Annotated in this window: 13 protein-coding genes and 1 tRNA gene; 6 read left to right on the top strand and 8 right to left on the bottom strand. The window is 65.0% G+C overall.

The genetic code is table 11. From position 1 onward, the window contains the following. Positions 1 to 168: 168 nt before the first annotated feature. From DMX06_RS07420 to DMX06_RS07430, 3 genes are all read right to left on the bottom strand, one after another. Positions 169 to 2571 carry a DUF3772 domain-containing protein gene (locus tag DMX06_RS07420; protein ID WP_110735911.1) on the bottom strand — a complete coding sequence of 801 codons (2403 nt, stop codon included), beginning with the start codon at positions 2569 to 2571 and terminating at the stop codon, positions 169 to 171. Between the two features lie 54 nt (positions 2572 to 2625). Continuing rightward, on the bottom strand, positions 2626 to 3684 hold the full coding sequence (gene ada, locus DMX06_RS07425) for a bifunctional DNA-binding transcriptional regulator/O6-methylguanine-DNA methyltransferase Ada (protein ID WP_110735912.1): 1059 nt from the start codon (positions 3682 to 3684) through the stop codon (positions 2626 to 2628). A gap of 113 nt (positions 3685 to 3797) precedes the next feature. Continuing rightward, entirely contained in the window at positions 3798 to 4424 is a 627-nt protein-coding gene (locus DMX06_RS07430; protein ID WP_110735948.1) for a DNA-3-methyladenine glycosylase family protein, read from the bottom strand. A gap of 168 nt (positions 4425 to 4592) precedes the next feature. On the opposite strand from DMX06_RS07430, the gene DMX06_RS07435 reads away from it, so the two are divergent. The 3 genes from DMX06_RS07435 to DMX06_RS07445 all read left to right on the top strand — a co-directional run bounded on the left by DMX06_RS07435 (position 4593) and on the right by DMX06_RS07445 (position 8621). Next, complete coding sequence (locus tag DMX06_RS07435; protein ID WP_110735913.1) at positions 4593 to 5108, top strand: sigma-70 family RNA polymerase sigma factor; 516 nt, start codon at positions 4593 to 4595, stop codon at positions 5106 to 5108. After that, positions 5101 to 6051, top strand: a complete 951-nt coding sequence (locus tag DMX06_RS07440; RefSeq protein WP_110735914.1) for a FecR domain-containing protein — start codon at positions 5101 to 5103, stop codon at positions 6049 to 6051. The genes DMX06_RS07435 and DMX06_RS07440 overlap by 8 nt, the downstream gene beginning before the upstream one ends. Before the next feature lie 95 nt (positions 6052 to 6146). Then, a complete protein-coding gene (locus DMX06_RS07445) occupies positions 6147 to 8621 on the top strand; it encodes a TonB-dependent siderophore receptor (RefSeq protein WP_110735915.1) in 2475 nt (824 codons plus the stop codon). Between the two features lie 43 nt (positions 8622 to 8664). On the opposite strand, the gene DMX06_RS07450 is transcribed toward DMX06_RS07445, so the two are convergent. The 3 genes from DMX06_RS07450 to DMX06_RS07460 all read right to left on the bottom strand — a co-directional run bounded on the left by DMX06_RS07450 (position 8665) and on the right by DMX06_RS07460 (position 12581). Next, positions 8665 to 9825 carry an MFS transporter gene (locus DMX06_RS07450; protein WP_110735916.1) on the bottom strand — a complete coding sequence of 387 codons (1161 nt, stop codon included), beginning with the start codon at positions 9823 to 9825 and terminating at the stop codon, positions 8665 to 8667. Positions 9826 to 10369: 544 nt separating this feature from the next. Then, positions 10370 to 11254 carry an RHS repeat-associated core domain-containing protein gene (locus tag DMX06_RS07455; RefSeq protein WP_110735917.1) on the bottom strand — a complete coding sequence of 295 codons (885 nt, stop codon included), beginning with the start codon at positions 11252 to 11254 and terminating at the stop codon, positions 10370 to 10372. A 112-nt stretch (positions 11255 to 11366) separates the two neighbouring features. Beyond that, positions 11367 to 12581 (bottom strand): MFS transporter, encoded by a 1215-nt coding sequence (locus DMX06_RS07460; RefSeq protein WP_110735918.1) that lies wholly within the window; start codon positions 12579 to 12581, stop codon positions 11367 to 11369. A gap of 192 nt (positions 12582 to 12773) precedes the next feature. Between DMX06_RS07460 and DMX06_RS07465 the strand changes: the two genes are divergently transcribed. Then, a complete protein-coding gene (locus DMX06_RS07465; RefSeq protein ID WP_258378812.1) occupies positions 12774 to 13706 on the top strand; it encodes a FecR family protein in 933 nt (310 codons plus the stop codon). 96 nt (positions 13707 to 13802) lie between these two features. Beyond that, a tRNA-Met gene (locus tag DMX06_RS07470) sits at positions 13803 to 13879 on the top strand. Between the two features lie 54 nt (positions 13880 to 13933). On the opposite strand, the gene DMX06_RS07475 is transcribed toward DMX06_RS07470, so the two are convergent. Next, positions 13934 to 14548: a LysE family translocator gene (locus DMX06_RS07475; RefSeq protein ID WP_110735920.1), complete on the bottom strand. Its 615-nt coding sequence runs from the start codon at positions 14546 to 14548 to the stop codon at positions 13934 to 13936. A 219-nt stretch (positions 14549 to 14767) separates the two neighbouring features. On the opposite strand from DMX06_RS07475, the gene DMX06_RS07480 reads away from it, so the two are divergent. Beyond that, complete coding sequence (locus DMX06_RS07480) at positions 14768 to 15673, top strand: LysR substrate-binding domain-containing protein (protein WP_110735921.1); 906 nt, start codon at positions 14768 to 14770, stop codon at positions 15671 to 15673. On the opposite strand, the gene DMX06_RS07485 is transcribed toward DMX06_RS07480, so the two are convergent. After that, positions 15613 to 16197, bottom strand: a complete 585-nt coding sequence (locus tag DMX06_RS07485; RefSeq protein ID WP_181427795.1) for a D-Ala-D-Ala carboxypeptidase family metallohydrolase — start codon at positions 16195 to 16197, stop codon at positions 15613 to 15615. The two genes, DMX06_RS07480 and DMX06_RS07485, sit on opposite strands and share 61 nt — an antisense overlap. Positions 16198 to 16227: the final 30 nt, after the last annotated feature.

Consider the following 16227-nt stretch of genomic DNA (forward strand, 5'->3'; position numbering starts at 1 on the left):
GCGGGGCCAACCCGCGTCATCAAATCTTGCACGATCCCTGTAGGAGCGGCCTTGCGCCGCGAAAGGGCCGCGTAGCGGCCCCAGATTTCAGTGTTGAGCAAAGATCGTCGGGGCCGCTTTGCGGCCCTTTCGCGGCACAAGGCCGCTCCTACAAGAGCCGAGATGGCCTCACGCCGGCTCGTCGGCCGGTCGCCCATTCTCCTGCACCAACACCATGCTCTGCGGCGACGACAGGGCGATGCCCTCGTCGCGCAGGCGCCCGAGAATGGTGAACAGCAGGTCGCTGCGCGTACCCGACACCTGCCGCGGCGAGGCCACGTAACCGCTCACACCGATTACCATGCCGCTACTGGTCAGGTCCTTGAAGGTCACCGACGTGGCCGGCGCATCAAGGATCGACTCATGCTCCTTGTACGCCGCCAGCAACACCTCGCGCACCTTCGCCGGATCAGTCTCCAGTGGCAGCGTCAGGGTGATGCCAACTACGCCCAGGGCATTGGCCATGGTCACGTTGCGCACGTTCTGCGAGATGAACTGCGAGTTAGGCACGATCACCGTCGAGCGGTCGGACATCTGGATCTCGGTGGCGCGCACGTTGATCCGGCGAATGTCGCCCTCGACACCGGCCAGGCTCACCCAGTCGCCCACCTTCACCGGGCGCTCGGTGAGCAGGATCAGGCCGGAGATGAAGTTCTGCACGATCTGCTGCAGGCCGAAACCGATACCCACCGACAGCGCACTGACCACCCAGGTCAGGCTGGTCAGGTTGATGTGCAGAGTGGACATCACCAGCATGGCCAGGAACAGGAAGCCCAGGTAGCCGACCAGGGTCACCAGCGAGGCGCGCATGCCGGCGTCCATGTCGGTTTCCGGCAGCAGGCGCTCGCTCAGCCAGCGCTTGACCACGCGGATGGCGAACCAGCCACCGAGGAAGATCGCCACGGCCAGGAAAATGTCCTGGGGCACGATGTTCAGGTTGCCCAGCACCTTGCCGCCGGTGCCGTCCCAGTCCGCAAGGCTCAACAGCAGCTCGCCCGGGCTGGTGCCCGAAGGCATGAACACCAGCAACGCGGCGGCGAACAGCAGCAGCGTGCGGCCGATGCCCGCCAGCACCGTGCTGGCCTGGGCCTGGTGGCGTTGCTGCAGGCCGAGCGCCGAGGCCAGCGCCAGGCCACCGGGCTGGCGAGGCGACAGCAGGGTTTCGCACAGGTCGCCGAACACCGTGACCAGCAGGTAGGCGCAGACCACCACCACGCTGATCCACAGCAGCTTGGCAGTGAGGAAGTAGGCCAGCGTCAGGTAGCCGGCCAGCAGGGTCAGCAGGATCGCCAGCACCCACACCACGATCACGAACGGGATCAGCCCGGCCAGGCCCTTGGGCCGCTCCAGGTCATGCTGGCGGTGGGCACGGCGATAGCGCAGCAGGGCCACGACGAACAGCAGCGATACCACCAGCGCGGTCAGGCCGTTGGTGGCAAGGGTCAGCGCCAGGCTGGTGCCGATCACGCTGTTGATGCGTTCCTGGGTCAGCAGCACCATCAGCGCCAGGGCCAGGACCTTGGGGAACCAGCCCAGGGCACTGGCTACTTCGTCGGCGATCGGCGGCAGGCGCCAGGACGGGCGCTGCAACATCAGCATGGCGCGGCCCAGGCCCGAAATGAAGGCACTGAAGATCACCAGGGTGAGGATGTGGTTGGTCAGGCTGGCGAGGTCCGCGCCAAGGTCCGCACTGCTCTCCAGGCCCCAGCGCAGCAACGACACCGAGCCGGAAATGGTGCCCAGGGTCGCCAGGCTGACACTCAGCGCCAGGGCGCTGCGGCGCAGGCGGCCTTCGGGCAGCCAGCGGATCATGGCATCGGCCAGCAGTCGCTCCAGTACTCGCCGCACCAGGGTCCAGACCAGCACCGCCGCCACCAGCGCGGTGATGAACAGCCAGCGGTGCTCGGCGCTGAAGGCGCTGGCCATGGCGTCCGACACCTCGCCACGCAGGTCGCGCAGGCGCGCCACGTCGTCGTCGGTGGGGCGGATCAGGCTCGACCAGAATGCCGGGCTCAACGGGCTGGCGGCGCGGCTGGTGATCTGCGAGTTGAACAGGCTGCGGCGCAGGTTGACGATCTGCGTCGACAGGTCACGGGCCGATTGGGTCAGCGTGGTGGCGTCCTTCTGCTCGGCGACCACCTTGTTCTTCTCGTCGTTGAGCTGCTTGCGCTGGCGAGTCAGGCTCTCGGCCTCCTCGGCCATCGGCGGGCCAAGCACGTTGAGCTGGTCGTCCAGGCGCTGCACGTCGGCGGTGCGCTGGGTGACCAGCACATCGGCCTGGCGCTGCACCTGCAAGGCCGACTGGCGCAACTGCGCGAGCAGGTCGTCGTTGGCGTTGCTGGTGACGCCCTGGCGGATCTGGTCGAGCCGTTCGCTCAACTCCTCCAGGCTGGCGTTCTCGTCCAGCACCTGCTGCTCGGCCACGGCCAGGCGCGATACCGGCGTGGCTGGCGCGGCCCAGGCCGGCACGGCCAGGCACAACAGCAGGGCGAAAATCCCCGCATAGAATCGGTCAAGGCTGACACGCCTCATCGAATGTTCCTCTACACAACTCGACAGGGCGTGAATTCTACGCGGTCTGGAGGCTCAGGAGAGTGCCGTCTCTCGGTCCAGCAGCTGACGCTTGCGTTCGATGCCCCAACGGTAGCCGCTGAGGTCGCCGTCGCGGCGCACCACCCGGTGGCAGGGAATGGCCACGGCGATCGCGTTGGCCGCGCAGGCCTGGGCCACCGCCCGCACGGCCTTGGGCGCGCCGATGCGCTCGGCGATGTCGGTGTAGCTGACCGTGGTCCCGGCCGGCACCTCGCGCAGCGCCTGCCAGACCCGCTCCTGGAACGCCGTGCCCTGCACATCCAGGGGTAGCGCCAGCCCCAGGGCAGGGGCCTCGACGAAGCCGATCACCTCGGCCACCAGCCGCTCGAAGGTGGCATCACCACCGATCAGCTGGGCCTTGGGGAACTTGTCCTGCAGGTCCTTGAGCAGGGGCTCGGGCTCGTCACCGAGCAGGATCGCGCAGATGCCCCGTTCGCTCTGGGCCACCAGGATCGCGCCCAGGGCGCACTGGGCCAGGGCGAAGCGGATGGTCGCGCCCTGGCCGCCGGCACGGTATTCCCTCGGCAGCATGCCCAGGCGCTCGCCAGCGCTTTCGTAGAAGCGGCTGTTGGAGTTGTAGCCGGCGTCGAAGATGGCTTCGGTGACGCTGCCGGCGCCGTCCAGATGCTGGCGCAGGCGCTGGGCGCGAAAGGCCGAGGCATAGGCCTTGGGGGTCAGCCCGGTCTCGGCCTTGAACAGGCGGTGCAGGTGAAATGGGCTGACGTTCAGCTCGTTGCCGAGCTGGTCGAGGTTGGGTGCGTTTTCGCTGGCCTCGATCAGCCGACAAGCGCGTGCCACCAGCTCGGTGCGCCGGTTGCCCTGCCCGCCCTTGCAGCGCTTGCAGGGGCGGTAGCCGGCGGCCTCGGCCTGGGCGGCGGTGCCGAAGAACTCGACGTTCTCGCGCTTGGCCAGGCGCGACTTGCAGGCGGGCTGGCAATACACGCCGGTGGTGCGCACGGCGTAGACGAAATGGCCGGTGGCGGCTGTGTCGCGGGCCTGAACGGCGTGCCAGCGTTCGGCGTCGGTGGTGAAGGTGGTCGGGGCGGGCTTCATCAGGGGCCTCTCCTGGGATTCGATACCGTCAGCCTGGCAGGGTGGATGATGCGTGGAACTCCGATTCTTGCGGTGTCTTCACGGGCCCCGCGCCAGGGCCGAGCAGGAAGGCTTCAAGCCCGCCACAGGTACCAGGCCGCCACAGTGCGATAAGGGCTCCACGCCCCGCCCAACCCTCGCATCTGCGCAGGCGTCGGTGCCTTGTCCAGGCCCTTCATGCGCCGATACCCCTCGCGCACGCCAAAATCATCCACCGGCAGGATATCCGATCGCTCCAGGCTGTAGATCAGCAGCATCTCCACGGTCCAGCGCCCTACCCCACGCAGCGTCACCAGACGCTCGACCAGTGCGGCGTCCGGCAGGCTCAGCGCCTCTTCCCGGCTGGGCACCACGCCCTCCAATCGCGCCCGGGCGATCCCGTGAACCGTGGCGATCTTGCTCGCGGAGAACCCACAGGCGCGCATCGCCTCCGGCGTCACTGCCAGCAACTGTTCGGGCGAGGGAAACGCCCCATCCGGGAACAGCGCCAGCAATCGCCCGAGGATCGCCTCGGCCGCCCGCGCATGCAACTGCTGGTAGGCGATGGCCCGCACCAGTGCCTCGTACGGCTCGCGCCCGGGCGTGGCACGGTGCAGGCAAGGCCCCACGGCGGCAATATGCCGCGCCCAGTCCGGGTCCTGCCCGGCCAGCCAGGCGGCGGCATCGTCAAAGGCCTGCGGGGAAAGGTCTGCAAGGATCATCAAGGGCATTCGCTCACGTCACGATCCTCCAGCCTAGCGCAACCGTTCATCGGTGAAACGCTCAATCTTGCGCATCGAGTCAGTAGCCGGCCATTGATCCAATCGCAGCGCCCCGCATAGAATTGAGAACTATTAACAATCACATTATCCGGGCAGGCTCTCCAGACGATGCAGATCGAAGACACGCTGAAACCGGCCGAGGTCGATCTGCTCTATCAGGCGCACCACCGCTGGCTGCGCGGCTGGCTCGGTGCCCGGGTCGGCTGCCGTGAGCACGCCGCGGACCTGGCCCAGGACACCTTCGTGCGCCTGCTCAAGGCGCGCCAGGTTTCGCCGCTCAAGGAGCCACGGGCCTACCTGAGCAGCATCGCCCGCGGCCTGATGATCGACCAGTTCCGCCGCCGCGCCCTGGAAAAAGCCTACCTCGAGAGCCTGGCCAGCCTGCCCGAGCAAGAAGCCCCCAGCGAGGAACAGCGCCTGCTGATCCTCGATACCCTCGAGCGTCTCGACCGCGCCCTGCAACGCCTCAAGCCACGAGTGCGCCAGGCGTTCCTGCTGGCCCAGCTCGACGGCCTCACCCTCACCCAGGTCGCGCAACGCCTGAACGTCTCCCGGGCCACGGTCGAGCGCGACCTGGCCAAGGCCCTGGGTGTCTGCTACCGGATCCGCTACGCCGATGCCTGACCAGAACCCGACCCAGGCCCAGGTCGACGAGGCCATCGAATGGCTGGTGAAACTGCGCTACGACAGCCCCGGCCCACGCAGCGAACAGCAGTTCCAGCGCTGGCTGGCCAGCCACCCGCAGCATGCCCAGGCCTGGCAGCGGGTCAGCAGCCTCGGCGACGAACTGGCCAGCCTGCCCGCCGAGCTAAGCCGTCAGACCCTGGCCGGCAGCGAACGCCGCCGAATGAGCCGGCGCGACCACCTCAAGCTGCTCTCGCTGCTGGCGCTCGGCGCCAGCGTCGGCTGGGCCGCGCGCGAGCCCCTGGGCCTGCCTGCATTGATGGCCGACAGCCGCACCGCCACCGGCGAGCGCCATGAGCTGCTGGCCAGCGACGGCAGCCTGATCCGCCTGAACACCGCCAGCGCCATCGACCTGCGCTACAGCGCCGAGCAGCGCCGGCTGACCCTGCTGCGCGGCGAGGTCAGCCTGGACGGCAACGCCAACGACAACCGTCCGTTCAGCATCGACACTCGCGTCGGTGCCCTGAGCACCCAGGGCGGCCAGCTGCTGCTGCGGGAAAACGCCCAGGGCCTGCTACTGGCCGTACGCCGGGGCGAGGTGACGCTGTTCCCCACCTCTGCCGCTGCGCATCGGGTCAAGCCCGGTGAGGTGTTGCAGGTGTTCGCCCAGGGCGACTACCAGCCCGCGACCCTGCACAACGACCCCTGGGGCTGGACCGATGGCGTGCTCAGCGTTCAGCAGATGCCCCTGGGCGAGTTCATCGACGAACTGTCGCGCTACCGCCCCGGCCTGCTGCGCTGCGCGCCTGAAGTCGCCGGGCTGAAGGTTTCCGGTACCTTCCAGCTGGCCGACACCGACCAGATCCTGCTGCTGGTCGCCCGCAGCCTGCCGGTGCGCGTCGATTACCGCACGCGCTTCTGGGTGAACATCGGCGCCGCCTGAAAACATCAAAAAAATAAATGAGGTGGAATCTCATTCTCGTCCGGCCTGAAGGAAACAAGCCCGAACAGTGGTCTGCCAACCTTCAGGAGCGCTTCATGATCCGCCCGTGTTCCCCCCGCAACGCCACCCTGCGCCATGCCATCCGCGCCGCCGCCCTGGGCCTGGGCGTGGCCTGCACCAGCGTGCTGCCGACCCTCGCCCTTGCCGCGCCCGCCAGCCAGAGCCTGCAACGCGACTGGAACATCCCGGCCGGCCCGCTGGCCGCCGCGCTGGACCAGATGGCGCGCCAGGGTGGGCTGAACCTGTCGTTCGACGCCGACAGCCTGCGGGGCAAGACCACCCAGGGCGTGCAAGGCCGGCATGACAGCGCCCAGGCCCTGCAGATCCTGCTGCGGGGCAGCGACGTGCAGGTCCAGCAGGAAAGCGACAAGAGCTTCCTGCTGCTCCCGGCCCTGGACGTCGGCGACGCCCTGCAACTGGGCGCCACCAGCATCTCCAGCAACCGCCTGGGCGAGACCACCGAGCACAGCGGCTCCTACACCACCGGGGCGGTGACCATCGGCAAGACCCCGCAGAGCATCCGCCACACTCCGCAGTCGGTGACCGTGGTCACCCGCCAGCGGATCGATGACCAGAACATCACCAACCTCACCAACCTGCTCGAACAGACCCCCGGCGTGGTAGTCAACCTCACCGACAGCGAGCGGGTGCAGTACTACTCGCGCGGCTACCAGATCGACGCCATCCAGTACGACGGCGCCACGGTGGTACAGAGCAGCGGCGGCGGCTCGTTCATCCAGAGTGATTCGGCGATCCTCGACCGCGCCGAGGTCCTGCGCGGCGCCACCGGCATGCTGCGCGGCGCCGGCAACCCCTCGGGCACCGTCAACCTGGTGCGCAAGCGCCCCACCTACGAATTCCAGGGCGAAGGCAGCGTCACCCTCGGCACCTGGGACGCCCAGCGCTACGTCGCCGACCTCTCCGGCCCCTTGACCGAGACCGGCAACGTGCGTGGCCGGGTGATCGCGGTGCACGACGAGAAGGACCACTTCCAGCAATCACGCCAGGAGCGCAAGGACGTGCTGTACGGGGTGATGGCCTTCGATCTCGACGACAGCACCACCCTGACCACTGGCCTTGAGTGGACCCAGCTCGACGCCACCGGGGCCTGGGGCAACCTGCCGGCCGACTACGACGGCTCGCCACTGCCGTTCGGCCGCAGCACCTACCTGGGTGCCGACTGGAACCGCTGGAACCGCAGCAACCTGCAGACCTTCGCCGAGCTCGAACACCGTTTCGACAACGACTGGACGCTCAAGCTGATGGCCCAGCGCACCCACTTCGAGCTGGACGACAACGGCTTCAAGCAGACCTACTTCACCCGCGCCACCGGCACCGCCAACCCGACCCGCAACCCTTACCTGATGAGCTACCAGGTGACCGAAGGCGACGGTGGCGAGAGCCTGCAGAACAACCTCAGCGCCACCCTCAACGGCCCGTTCGACCTGCTTGGCCGCACCCACGAGCTGATGCTGGGCGTCGAGCGCATCCGCAACGACTCCTACGCCTCGGCCACCAACAATGTGCAGTCGGGCGTGTTCGACATCCGCACCTGGGACCCGAAGACCAGCCTGGCCAACCCGAACATCAATATCACCGCCCACCCGGTGCGCACCCGCACCACCCAGGAAGGCGCCTACGCCACCTGGCGCATCTCCCTGGCCGACCCGCTGACCGCGATCATCGGCGCCCGCGCCAACTGGTACGACTACGAGCAGGAGAACAACACCAAGGCCAGCGGCAAGTTCAGCGTCGACAACGAAATCGTGCCCTACGCCGCGCTGATCTACGACCTCAACGAGAACTTCAGCACCTACGCCAGCTACACCGAGATCTTCAACCCGCAGACCAACACCGATGCCGCCGGCTCCGTGCTCGAGCCGGTCACCGGCGAAGCGTACGAGACCGGGATCAAGGGCGAGTTCTACGAGGGCCGGCTGAACACCTCGCTGGCGTTCTTCCGCATCTATCAGGTCGGCAACGCACTGGACGACCTCAGCGGACCGAACCCATGCCTGCCCAACTACACCAGCGGCTATTGCAAGGTCGCCGCGGGCAAGAACCGCAGCCAGGGCTTCGAGCTGGAGATTTCCGGTGAAGTGCTGCCGGGCTGGAACGTGACCGGTGGCTACACCTACAACACCACCGAGTACCTCAAGGACACCACCGGCAACAACGGCAATCCGATCCGCACCACCGACCCCAAGCGCATGCTGCGCTTGTTCACCAGCTACCGCCTGCCGGGCGAGCTGCAGGCCTGGACCGTGGGTGGCGGCGTGCAGGCGCAGAGCGACATCTACAACCGCAGCGGCAGTGCCGAAGCCTCGCAGTCGGGTTACGCGGTGTACAACGCGATGGTGAATTACCGCTTCAACGACAACTACTCGCTGCAGTTGAACGCCAACAACCTGTTCGACAAGAAATACTACCGCCAGGTGGCGCCGACGCCGACCGGCTACTACTGGGGCGACCCGCGCAATGTGTCGGTGACCTTGCGCGGAACGTTCTGACCTGACCATGGCCATCGCGGGGCAAGCCCGCGATGGCTGGGGATCAGTCCGCCACCACCTCAAGCTTGCCCGCCCGGCGATAGGCCTGGCGTGCGAAGCACACGAACAGCCCCGCCATCAGCGCCAGCGCCATGGGCAGGCCATGGGGCGCCACATCCATCGCCGCACCGCTGACCAGCGGCCCGACCAGGCTGCCGACACCCCACAGCAGGCCGACACTGGCGTTGGCGGTCACCAGGTCCTGGCCCCTGAAGCGCTGCCCGATCAACACCAGCGCCAGTGTGTAGATGCCACCCGCCACTGCCCCGAGCACCACCAGCAACGGCCACAGCAGCCAGGTCATCTGCAGCAGCCAGGGCAAGGCGATACCGATGCTCATCGCCACCAGCCCGCACACCAGGTGCAGCCCGGTGCGCTCGACCCGGTCGGCCAGCCAGCCCAGCGGCAGCTGGAAGATCATGTCGCCGGCGAACACCACGGTCACCATCAGCGCCGCCACGCCCACGGCAAAGCCATGGCTGCTGGCATACACCGGCAGCAGCGACAGCACCACGGCATCGAAGAACGAGAAGAACAGCACCGCCACGCACAGCGCCGGGGCAACGCGGAAGAAGCCGGCCAGGCCGAAGCTCTTCTCGCCTTCATCACCATGCTCGACGTGGTCATTGGGCACGGTGAAGAGGATGCACAGCAGCGCCAGGCCATAGCAGGCGGTGACCACGCCGGTCAGCCACGGGCTGTCGGCGCCAAGCAGCGCCAGCAAAGCCGGGCCGAGCACCTGGAAACCGGTGAAGCTGGTGGCGTACAGGGCCATGATCTTGCCGCGGTTGTGCTCCGGGCACAGCTCGTTGACCCACGACTCGCCGAGGATGATCGCGACGCCCATGCCGATGCCCAGGCCCAGGCGCAGCAGCGCAAGCCACAGCATCGAGTCGAAGGCCCACTCCAGCAGGGCAATGCTCACCGTGCACAGGCTGAAGCTGAGCAGGTAGATGACGCGCCGGGTCAGGTGCCGGCAGCAGGCGTCGACCATGAACGCCGAAAGCATCATGCCCGCCGCCGGGATCGCCGAGATGATGCCGATCTCCAGTGTCCCTGCCCCGGCCTCGTGCAGGCGCAACGACACCAGCGGCAGGCTCGCCCCGAGGCTGAAACCGACCACCGACACGGCGAACAACAGGCCCGCCAGCAAACGCATGTTCATGTACCACTCCTTGCAAGCCGACGCGCAGGGGCTCTGGCCCTGGCCGGCTGGAAAATCCGCTGAAAGATGTTCGAACGCAGGCGCCCGCGATCACGCCGGGAAGGCGCGCTACGCAAGGGCGCGGATCAGTTCAGGGCAAGGTGTGGCGAGAAAGTGAAGGCGAACAGCACGCTGCGCCGACGCTTGAGCACCGTGTCGCTCGGCCACGCGCTGCGCGCTGTCGGGGCGACAGGCTGGCGGTGTGAGCGGAGACTACGGGTACGGCGCATTGCATCGACTACGCAGGTGGAGAGGAGGCGGCACTCTAGGCCAGGGAGCCCTGAAGCGTCAATCTGCTAATCACAACAGCGGCGCTCAAGCCAATGGTCGAGCGACCAAGGATCAGTTTAGAGCCCTACCATTGCGCAGGCTTGTAACAGCTATCTGATACTTCTGACAGTTATCACCAACTTCAGAAACCCCAAAATTCAAGCTCTCATAAGCTCTCTCAGGCAGAAACTCCGCTTCGTCGCCTATTTCCGTCTTGCTTTATCGCTGTAAAAACCTAAAACCACGCTCGCCCACCATAGGGCTCGTCAGATGGGTTTTGCGCATAGGTAGCGTCGAAAACCATTGGGAATCTTATGTCTCTTGACATTTTAACCGCATAATACGCCCTTTCATGAATGACCATCACTTGACTGTGAAGACGGGTAAAATGCTTGCCCTCAACCCAGCGCGAAAAGTCCTCGACGTAAACGCCCAATATAGAGCCAGAGCCATCATAGCCTGTAAAATTATTTGCCAACTCGGCATATTGCGTAATATATAAACCGCGACCAGCCAGCCCGCCTTTTGAAAAGCCGATATCCAAACCTGATTCTAGGGACTCAACATGCTGACTCTTTGTCCCATGAAACCCAATGAGTTGATACCCCTCTGGTATGCCGCGAGGCTGATCTGCGATATTCATGGGGAATTTATCTGTTGTGTAAGTCCTGGTATAGGTATAAGTGGTAGCAACTGTTTCGGCTTTTACACTGGCAGCCAAATTTCTCTGTCTAGGCGAGTTTTTGGAAAAGCGCCGAATCGACTGCCTTAAAGAATTCAAAACAGGGACATGCCCGCTAGGGTCCCGACGATTTACCGGATCGCCTAAGCAATATGCATATGAATTTACTCCACCCGCAGCAAACGGACTCATGCTGTCCGGACTGCTTAACCGCATAAAAAACGGATTAAATACTCGATAACCTTTTCCCAAAAAATAGTTACCGACTGGGAACTCTAGCCGACCACCATTAAATCCGACAGTATTACCTAGTGCGGAAAGGAAGCCGTAAGGTGAATAGGAAAGGCTTCGCGATGAATTGGCTTCATTGGCTTCAAAAAAAATAGATCGCTGTTGATCCGAAGCCAACAAAACATTAGCTCTCCTTCGACTGTTCATGACGTCCCTCAATCACTAGCGGGTTTTTTATTATCCACTATCGCGCCTAGAACAGCCTACTAGCAAAAATGATAGGCCTCTCCGTAGAGAGGCCTATCTGAGCCATAACTCGTCATCGCTTGCCAGTAGACGGCAAGAACACCGCCAGCAACCCAAACAACGGCAGGAACGAGCAAACCCCATATACATACTCGATCCCACGTAGATCAGCCACATACCCCAGCAGCGCCGCGCCGATGCCGCCGAAGCCGAACATCAGCCCGAAGAAGATCCCGGCGATCATCCCGACATTGCCCGGCACCAGCTCCTGGGCATACACCACGATGGCCGAGAACGCCGACGCCAGGACGAAGCCGATCACCACGCTGAGCACGGTGGTCCAGAACAGGTCGGCATACGGCAGCGCCAGGGTGAACGGCGCCACGCCAAGGATCGAGAACCAGATCACCGCCTTGCGCCCGATGCGATCACCGATCGGTCCGCCGAAGAACGTGCCCGCCGCCACCGCGCCGAGGAACAGGAACAGGTGCAACTGGGAACTCGCCACCGACAGCTGGAACTTCTCGATCAGGTAGAAGGTGAAGTAGCTGGTGAAGCTGGACATATAGAAGTACTTGGAAAACACCAGCAGGCCCAGTACCACCAACGCCAGGATCACCCGCTGGCGCGAAATGCCGTGGGTGGCCTGCACCGCCTTGCGCGCCTTGGCCTGGTTGAGGTGCTCCTTGTACCAGCGGCGCAGCATCAGGGTCACGGCGAAGAAGAACAGCCCGGCCACGCCGAACCAGGCGACATGGGTCTGGCCGAAGGGAATGACGATCGCCGCCGCCAGCAGTGGCCCGAGGGCGGAGCCGGCGTTGCCGCCGACCTGGAAGCTCGACTGGGCCAGGCCGAAGCGCCCGCCGGAGGCCAGCCGGGCGATGCGCGAGGTCTCGGGGTGGAAGGTCGAGGAGCCGATGCCCACCAGCGCCGAGGCCAGCAGGATCATCGGGAAGCTGCCAACGAAAGCCAGCATCACTATCCCCGCCAGGGTGCACAGCGTGCCCAGCGGCAACAGGTTCGGCGTGGGCCGCTTGTCGGTGATGAAGCCCACCCACGGCTGCAGCAGCGAGGCGGTGATCTGGAAAGTCAGGGTGATCAGGCCGATCTGGGCGAAGCTCAGGTCGTAGTTGGCCTTGAGCATCGGGTAGATCGCCGGCAGTACCGACTGGATCAGGTCGTTGATCAGGTGCGCCAGGGCGCAGAAACCGATGATGCGCATCACCAGCGGCGAGGCCTGGTTTGCCGGGCTGCTGGCGCTGGAAGTCGTGGTACTGCTGATGGCCATGGGCTGGATGTCCGTCCGCGGGTTGGGATCCGATTATCGTGAAACAAATAGATACGAAGCTACCTTTTTATTTCGGCGAGCCTTCCATCTGACACGTACTTGTAAATAATTCTCAATATATTTAGCATTCTTTCTCCTCTACCCTGTAAATGCGGGGCGAAACCGCCCTCCCCCTGCGAGCAGACCAATCCCATGAGCCCCATGCCCGCCTTGCAGCCCACGCCCGACCCCGAGCAGGAAGCCCTGGACTGGTTCTCACGCCTGCGCCAGCCCGGCTGCGACGAGGCCCTGCGCCAGGCATTCGCCAACTGGTGCCAGGACCCGCTCAACGCAAGGGCCTATGCCCAGCTCGAAGCCTACTGGCAGCAACTGCAGGTTCCGGCCGCGCGCCCGCGACCACGCATCACCAAGGTCCGCCGCAGCCGGGCCGGACTGTGCCTGGGACTACTGTTTCTAATGCTGGTGGGCGCACTGTCCTGGCTCTACTGGCCAGTGATGCAGCGCCTGGGCAGCGAACTGCACACCGACAGCGGCGAGCGTCGCAGCGTGCGCCTGGCCGATGGCTCGACCCTGCACCTGGACAGCGCCAGCGCGATGAATGTCGACCTGCGTGGCCGCACCCGCCAGCTGCACCTGGTGCAGGGGCAGGTCTACCTGGAGGTGATGCTCGATGGCCGGGCCATGGAGGTGCAGGTCGATGACACCCGGATCCAGGTGTTCGGCACCCGCCTGCAGATCGCCCGCCATGCCGACCATGACGAACTGGTGGTGTTCGGCGGCAAGGCCGCGGTCCTGCAAGGCGGCGACCAGCGCCTGGTCAATGCCGGCGAGCGGGTGACGTTCAGCGCAAGCCGCATCAATCCGGTCGAGAAGATCGACGCCAAATTGGCCGATGCCTGGCGCAACGGCCAGTTGAAGGCCAGGAACCTGCCGTTGAGCGAGGTGCTGGAACGCCTGGCCGATTACCAAGGCCAGCGTGTCTTGATGCTGAACGAGCAGGCCGCCTACCAGCGGGTCAGCGGTGATTACGACCTCGACCACCCGGCGCAGAGCCTCGAGCGCCTGGCCACCGATCAGCAACTGCGCCTGCACAACCTGCTCGGCCACTGGCTGATCGTGCGCTGAGGCGCCCTTTCCGGCTAAGCTTTTGAAAGGTTGGAAAAAATTTTTGAAAACGTTGTTGACAGGATCGCGATTCGAGCTAATAATGCGCGCCAAGTTGGCTACATAGCTCAGTTGGTTAGAGCATAGCATTCATAATGCTGGGGTCCGGGGTTCAAGTCCCTGTGTAGCCACCACCTTTTAAAAGGGCTTATCGAAAGATAAGCCCTTTTTCTTTGCCTGCGAAAAATCTACTTCACACCCGCCACCACCACGGCTAGCCCCAGCCCGATCAACGCCACGCCGATGACCCGATCGACCACCACTTGCCGCTCGATCATCGCCCGGCGCAACCCGCTGCTGGAGAAAAACACCGCCACCAGGCTGAACCACACCCAGTGGGCGAACGACATGAATGCGCCATAGGCGAAATCGAGCGTCAGCGGGCTGCCGGGCTGCACCACCTGGGTGTAGGCACTGACCACGAAGAGCATGGTCTTGGGGTTCAACGCATTGGTCAGAAAGCCCGTGCGCAACGCGCTCGCCACGCTGGCCTCGCTGTGCGCCAAGCCGTCGAGGCTGATGCGCGTGGTGTTGGTCAGCGACTTGTAGCCCAGATACACCAGGTAGCCCGCCCCCACCACCTTCATGGCCAGGAACAGTGCCGGGCTCTGGCTGATGATCACGGCGATGCCGAACACGGTGTACAGCACATGCACCTGCACGCCCAGGGCAATGCCAACCGCCGCGGCGAGGCCGGCCTTGCGGCCCTGTGCGTAACTACTGCGGGTGACCATGGCGAAGTCGGCGCCGGGGCTGATGACGGCCAGGACGGTGAACAGGGCGACGGCGATGAGTTCGTTCACGAACAGGTATCCTCGATGAAAATTCACGGAAGATGGGATTATCCTGTTGCTTTGAACGAGTAAAAATCGATTTATAGTGAGGCTAATCTGCTAGTTTTCCTGACAGATCATCATGAATTCTACCGGCGCCGTCGCGGGGCAAGCCCGCTCCCACGAGCGCTTCACGCCGCACTTGTGGGAGCGGGCTTGCCCCGCGATAGCACCGGAACAGGCCAGCACATGAAACTGCCTCCCCTCACTGCCTTTCGCTACTTCGACATTGCCGCCCGCAGCGAAAGCTTCGTGCGCGCCGCCGAGCACCTGCACGTCACCCACGGCGCTGTCAGCCGCCAGGTGCGCCTGCTCGAGGAAAGCCTCGGCGTGGAACTGTTCGAGCGGCGCAACCGGGCGATCTTCCTCACCCGCGCCGGGCGCGACCTGCACGCCACCACCCAGGCGATCTTCGAGCAGTTGGAAGGCGCCGTGCAGCGCCTGCACCAGCAAGCCCACGACAACGTGCTGGTGGTGTCCTGCGAGCCGACCATCGCCATGCGCTGGCTGATCCCGCGCCTGCCGCGCTTCCACGCCCGGCACCCCGACCTGCAACTGCACCTGGTGGCGGCCGGCGGTCCGGTGGACTTCGCCCGCGGCGGCATCGACCTGGCCCTGCGCCGCGATGACTTTCATTGGGACCGCCAACTGCACAGCCTGAAGATCTGCGATGAGTGGATCGGCCCGGTCGCAACGCCAGACCTCAAGGGCCAGCGCCTGCTGCACAGCGCCACCCGTCCCGATGCCTGGGCCACCTGGCTGCGCCTGAGCGGCCAGGGCATTCGGCAAACGGAACGCAGCGACTTCGAACACTTCTACCTGTCGATCCAGGCTGCCAGCGCGGGCATGGGGCTGGCCATCGCCTCCGCGCTGATGGTCCGCGACGAACTGGATAATGGCCAGCTACAAGCGCCCTTCGGCTTCCTGCGCGATGGCTCCGGCTACCACCTGCTCAGCCCGCAACCACTGGATGACGGCAGCAAGCGCCAGCGTTTCGCGCAGTGGGTCAGCAATGAGTGCCAGGCCTGCCTGGCTCACCTGGGCTTGCTGCAGAACGACGAACCGGCCCCGCCGTCACCGCCCCAGGTGCGATAGCCGGCCGTGTCGATATGGATGCGCCCCGAGGGGTAACGGCCAAGCCCCATGTTCCAGGCCTGGCCGTGCTGCTGCCAGAAGCGGCACAGCGGGTTCGGGTCGGCCCAGGGCGGTAGCAGCAGATCGACGGCGAAGGCGCGCATGTGCGCGCTGCTCGGCGCACCGCCGGCACAGGCATTGAGCCGAGGATCGCGGTAGGCCGATACCACTTCGAACTGACGCAGGACACCCTGCTGGCCCAGGGTCTGGATCAAGGCCAGCGTCGAGCGCACTGCCGGCCAATGGCTCGCCGGCGGCACAGCGAAGGGCGAGGCCTGGCACAGGCGCCAGTCCGAGGCCGAGCGCAGCAACTGATGAATCGGCACTACGCCATACAACCGGGCCTCTACCAGCATTTCACGGAACCGGCGGTTCTCGTGATCCCCGGCCCACTGGGCAAACATCCACACATCGCGCTGATCGGCCTGGACCGCACCCAGCCCGATCAGCGCGCTAGCCAATAGCCATATCCTGGCGCTTTTCATTCCCCCACCTCTTCATCCACCATGGGCGGT

The sequence above is a fragment of the Pseudomonas mosselii genome, from assembly GCF_003205295.1.
Lineage (GTDB): Bacteria > Pseudomonadota > Gammaproteobacteria > Pseudomonadales > Pseudomonadaceae > Aquipseudomonas > Aquipseudomonas mosselii_B.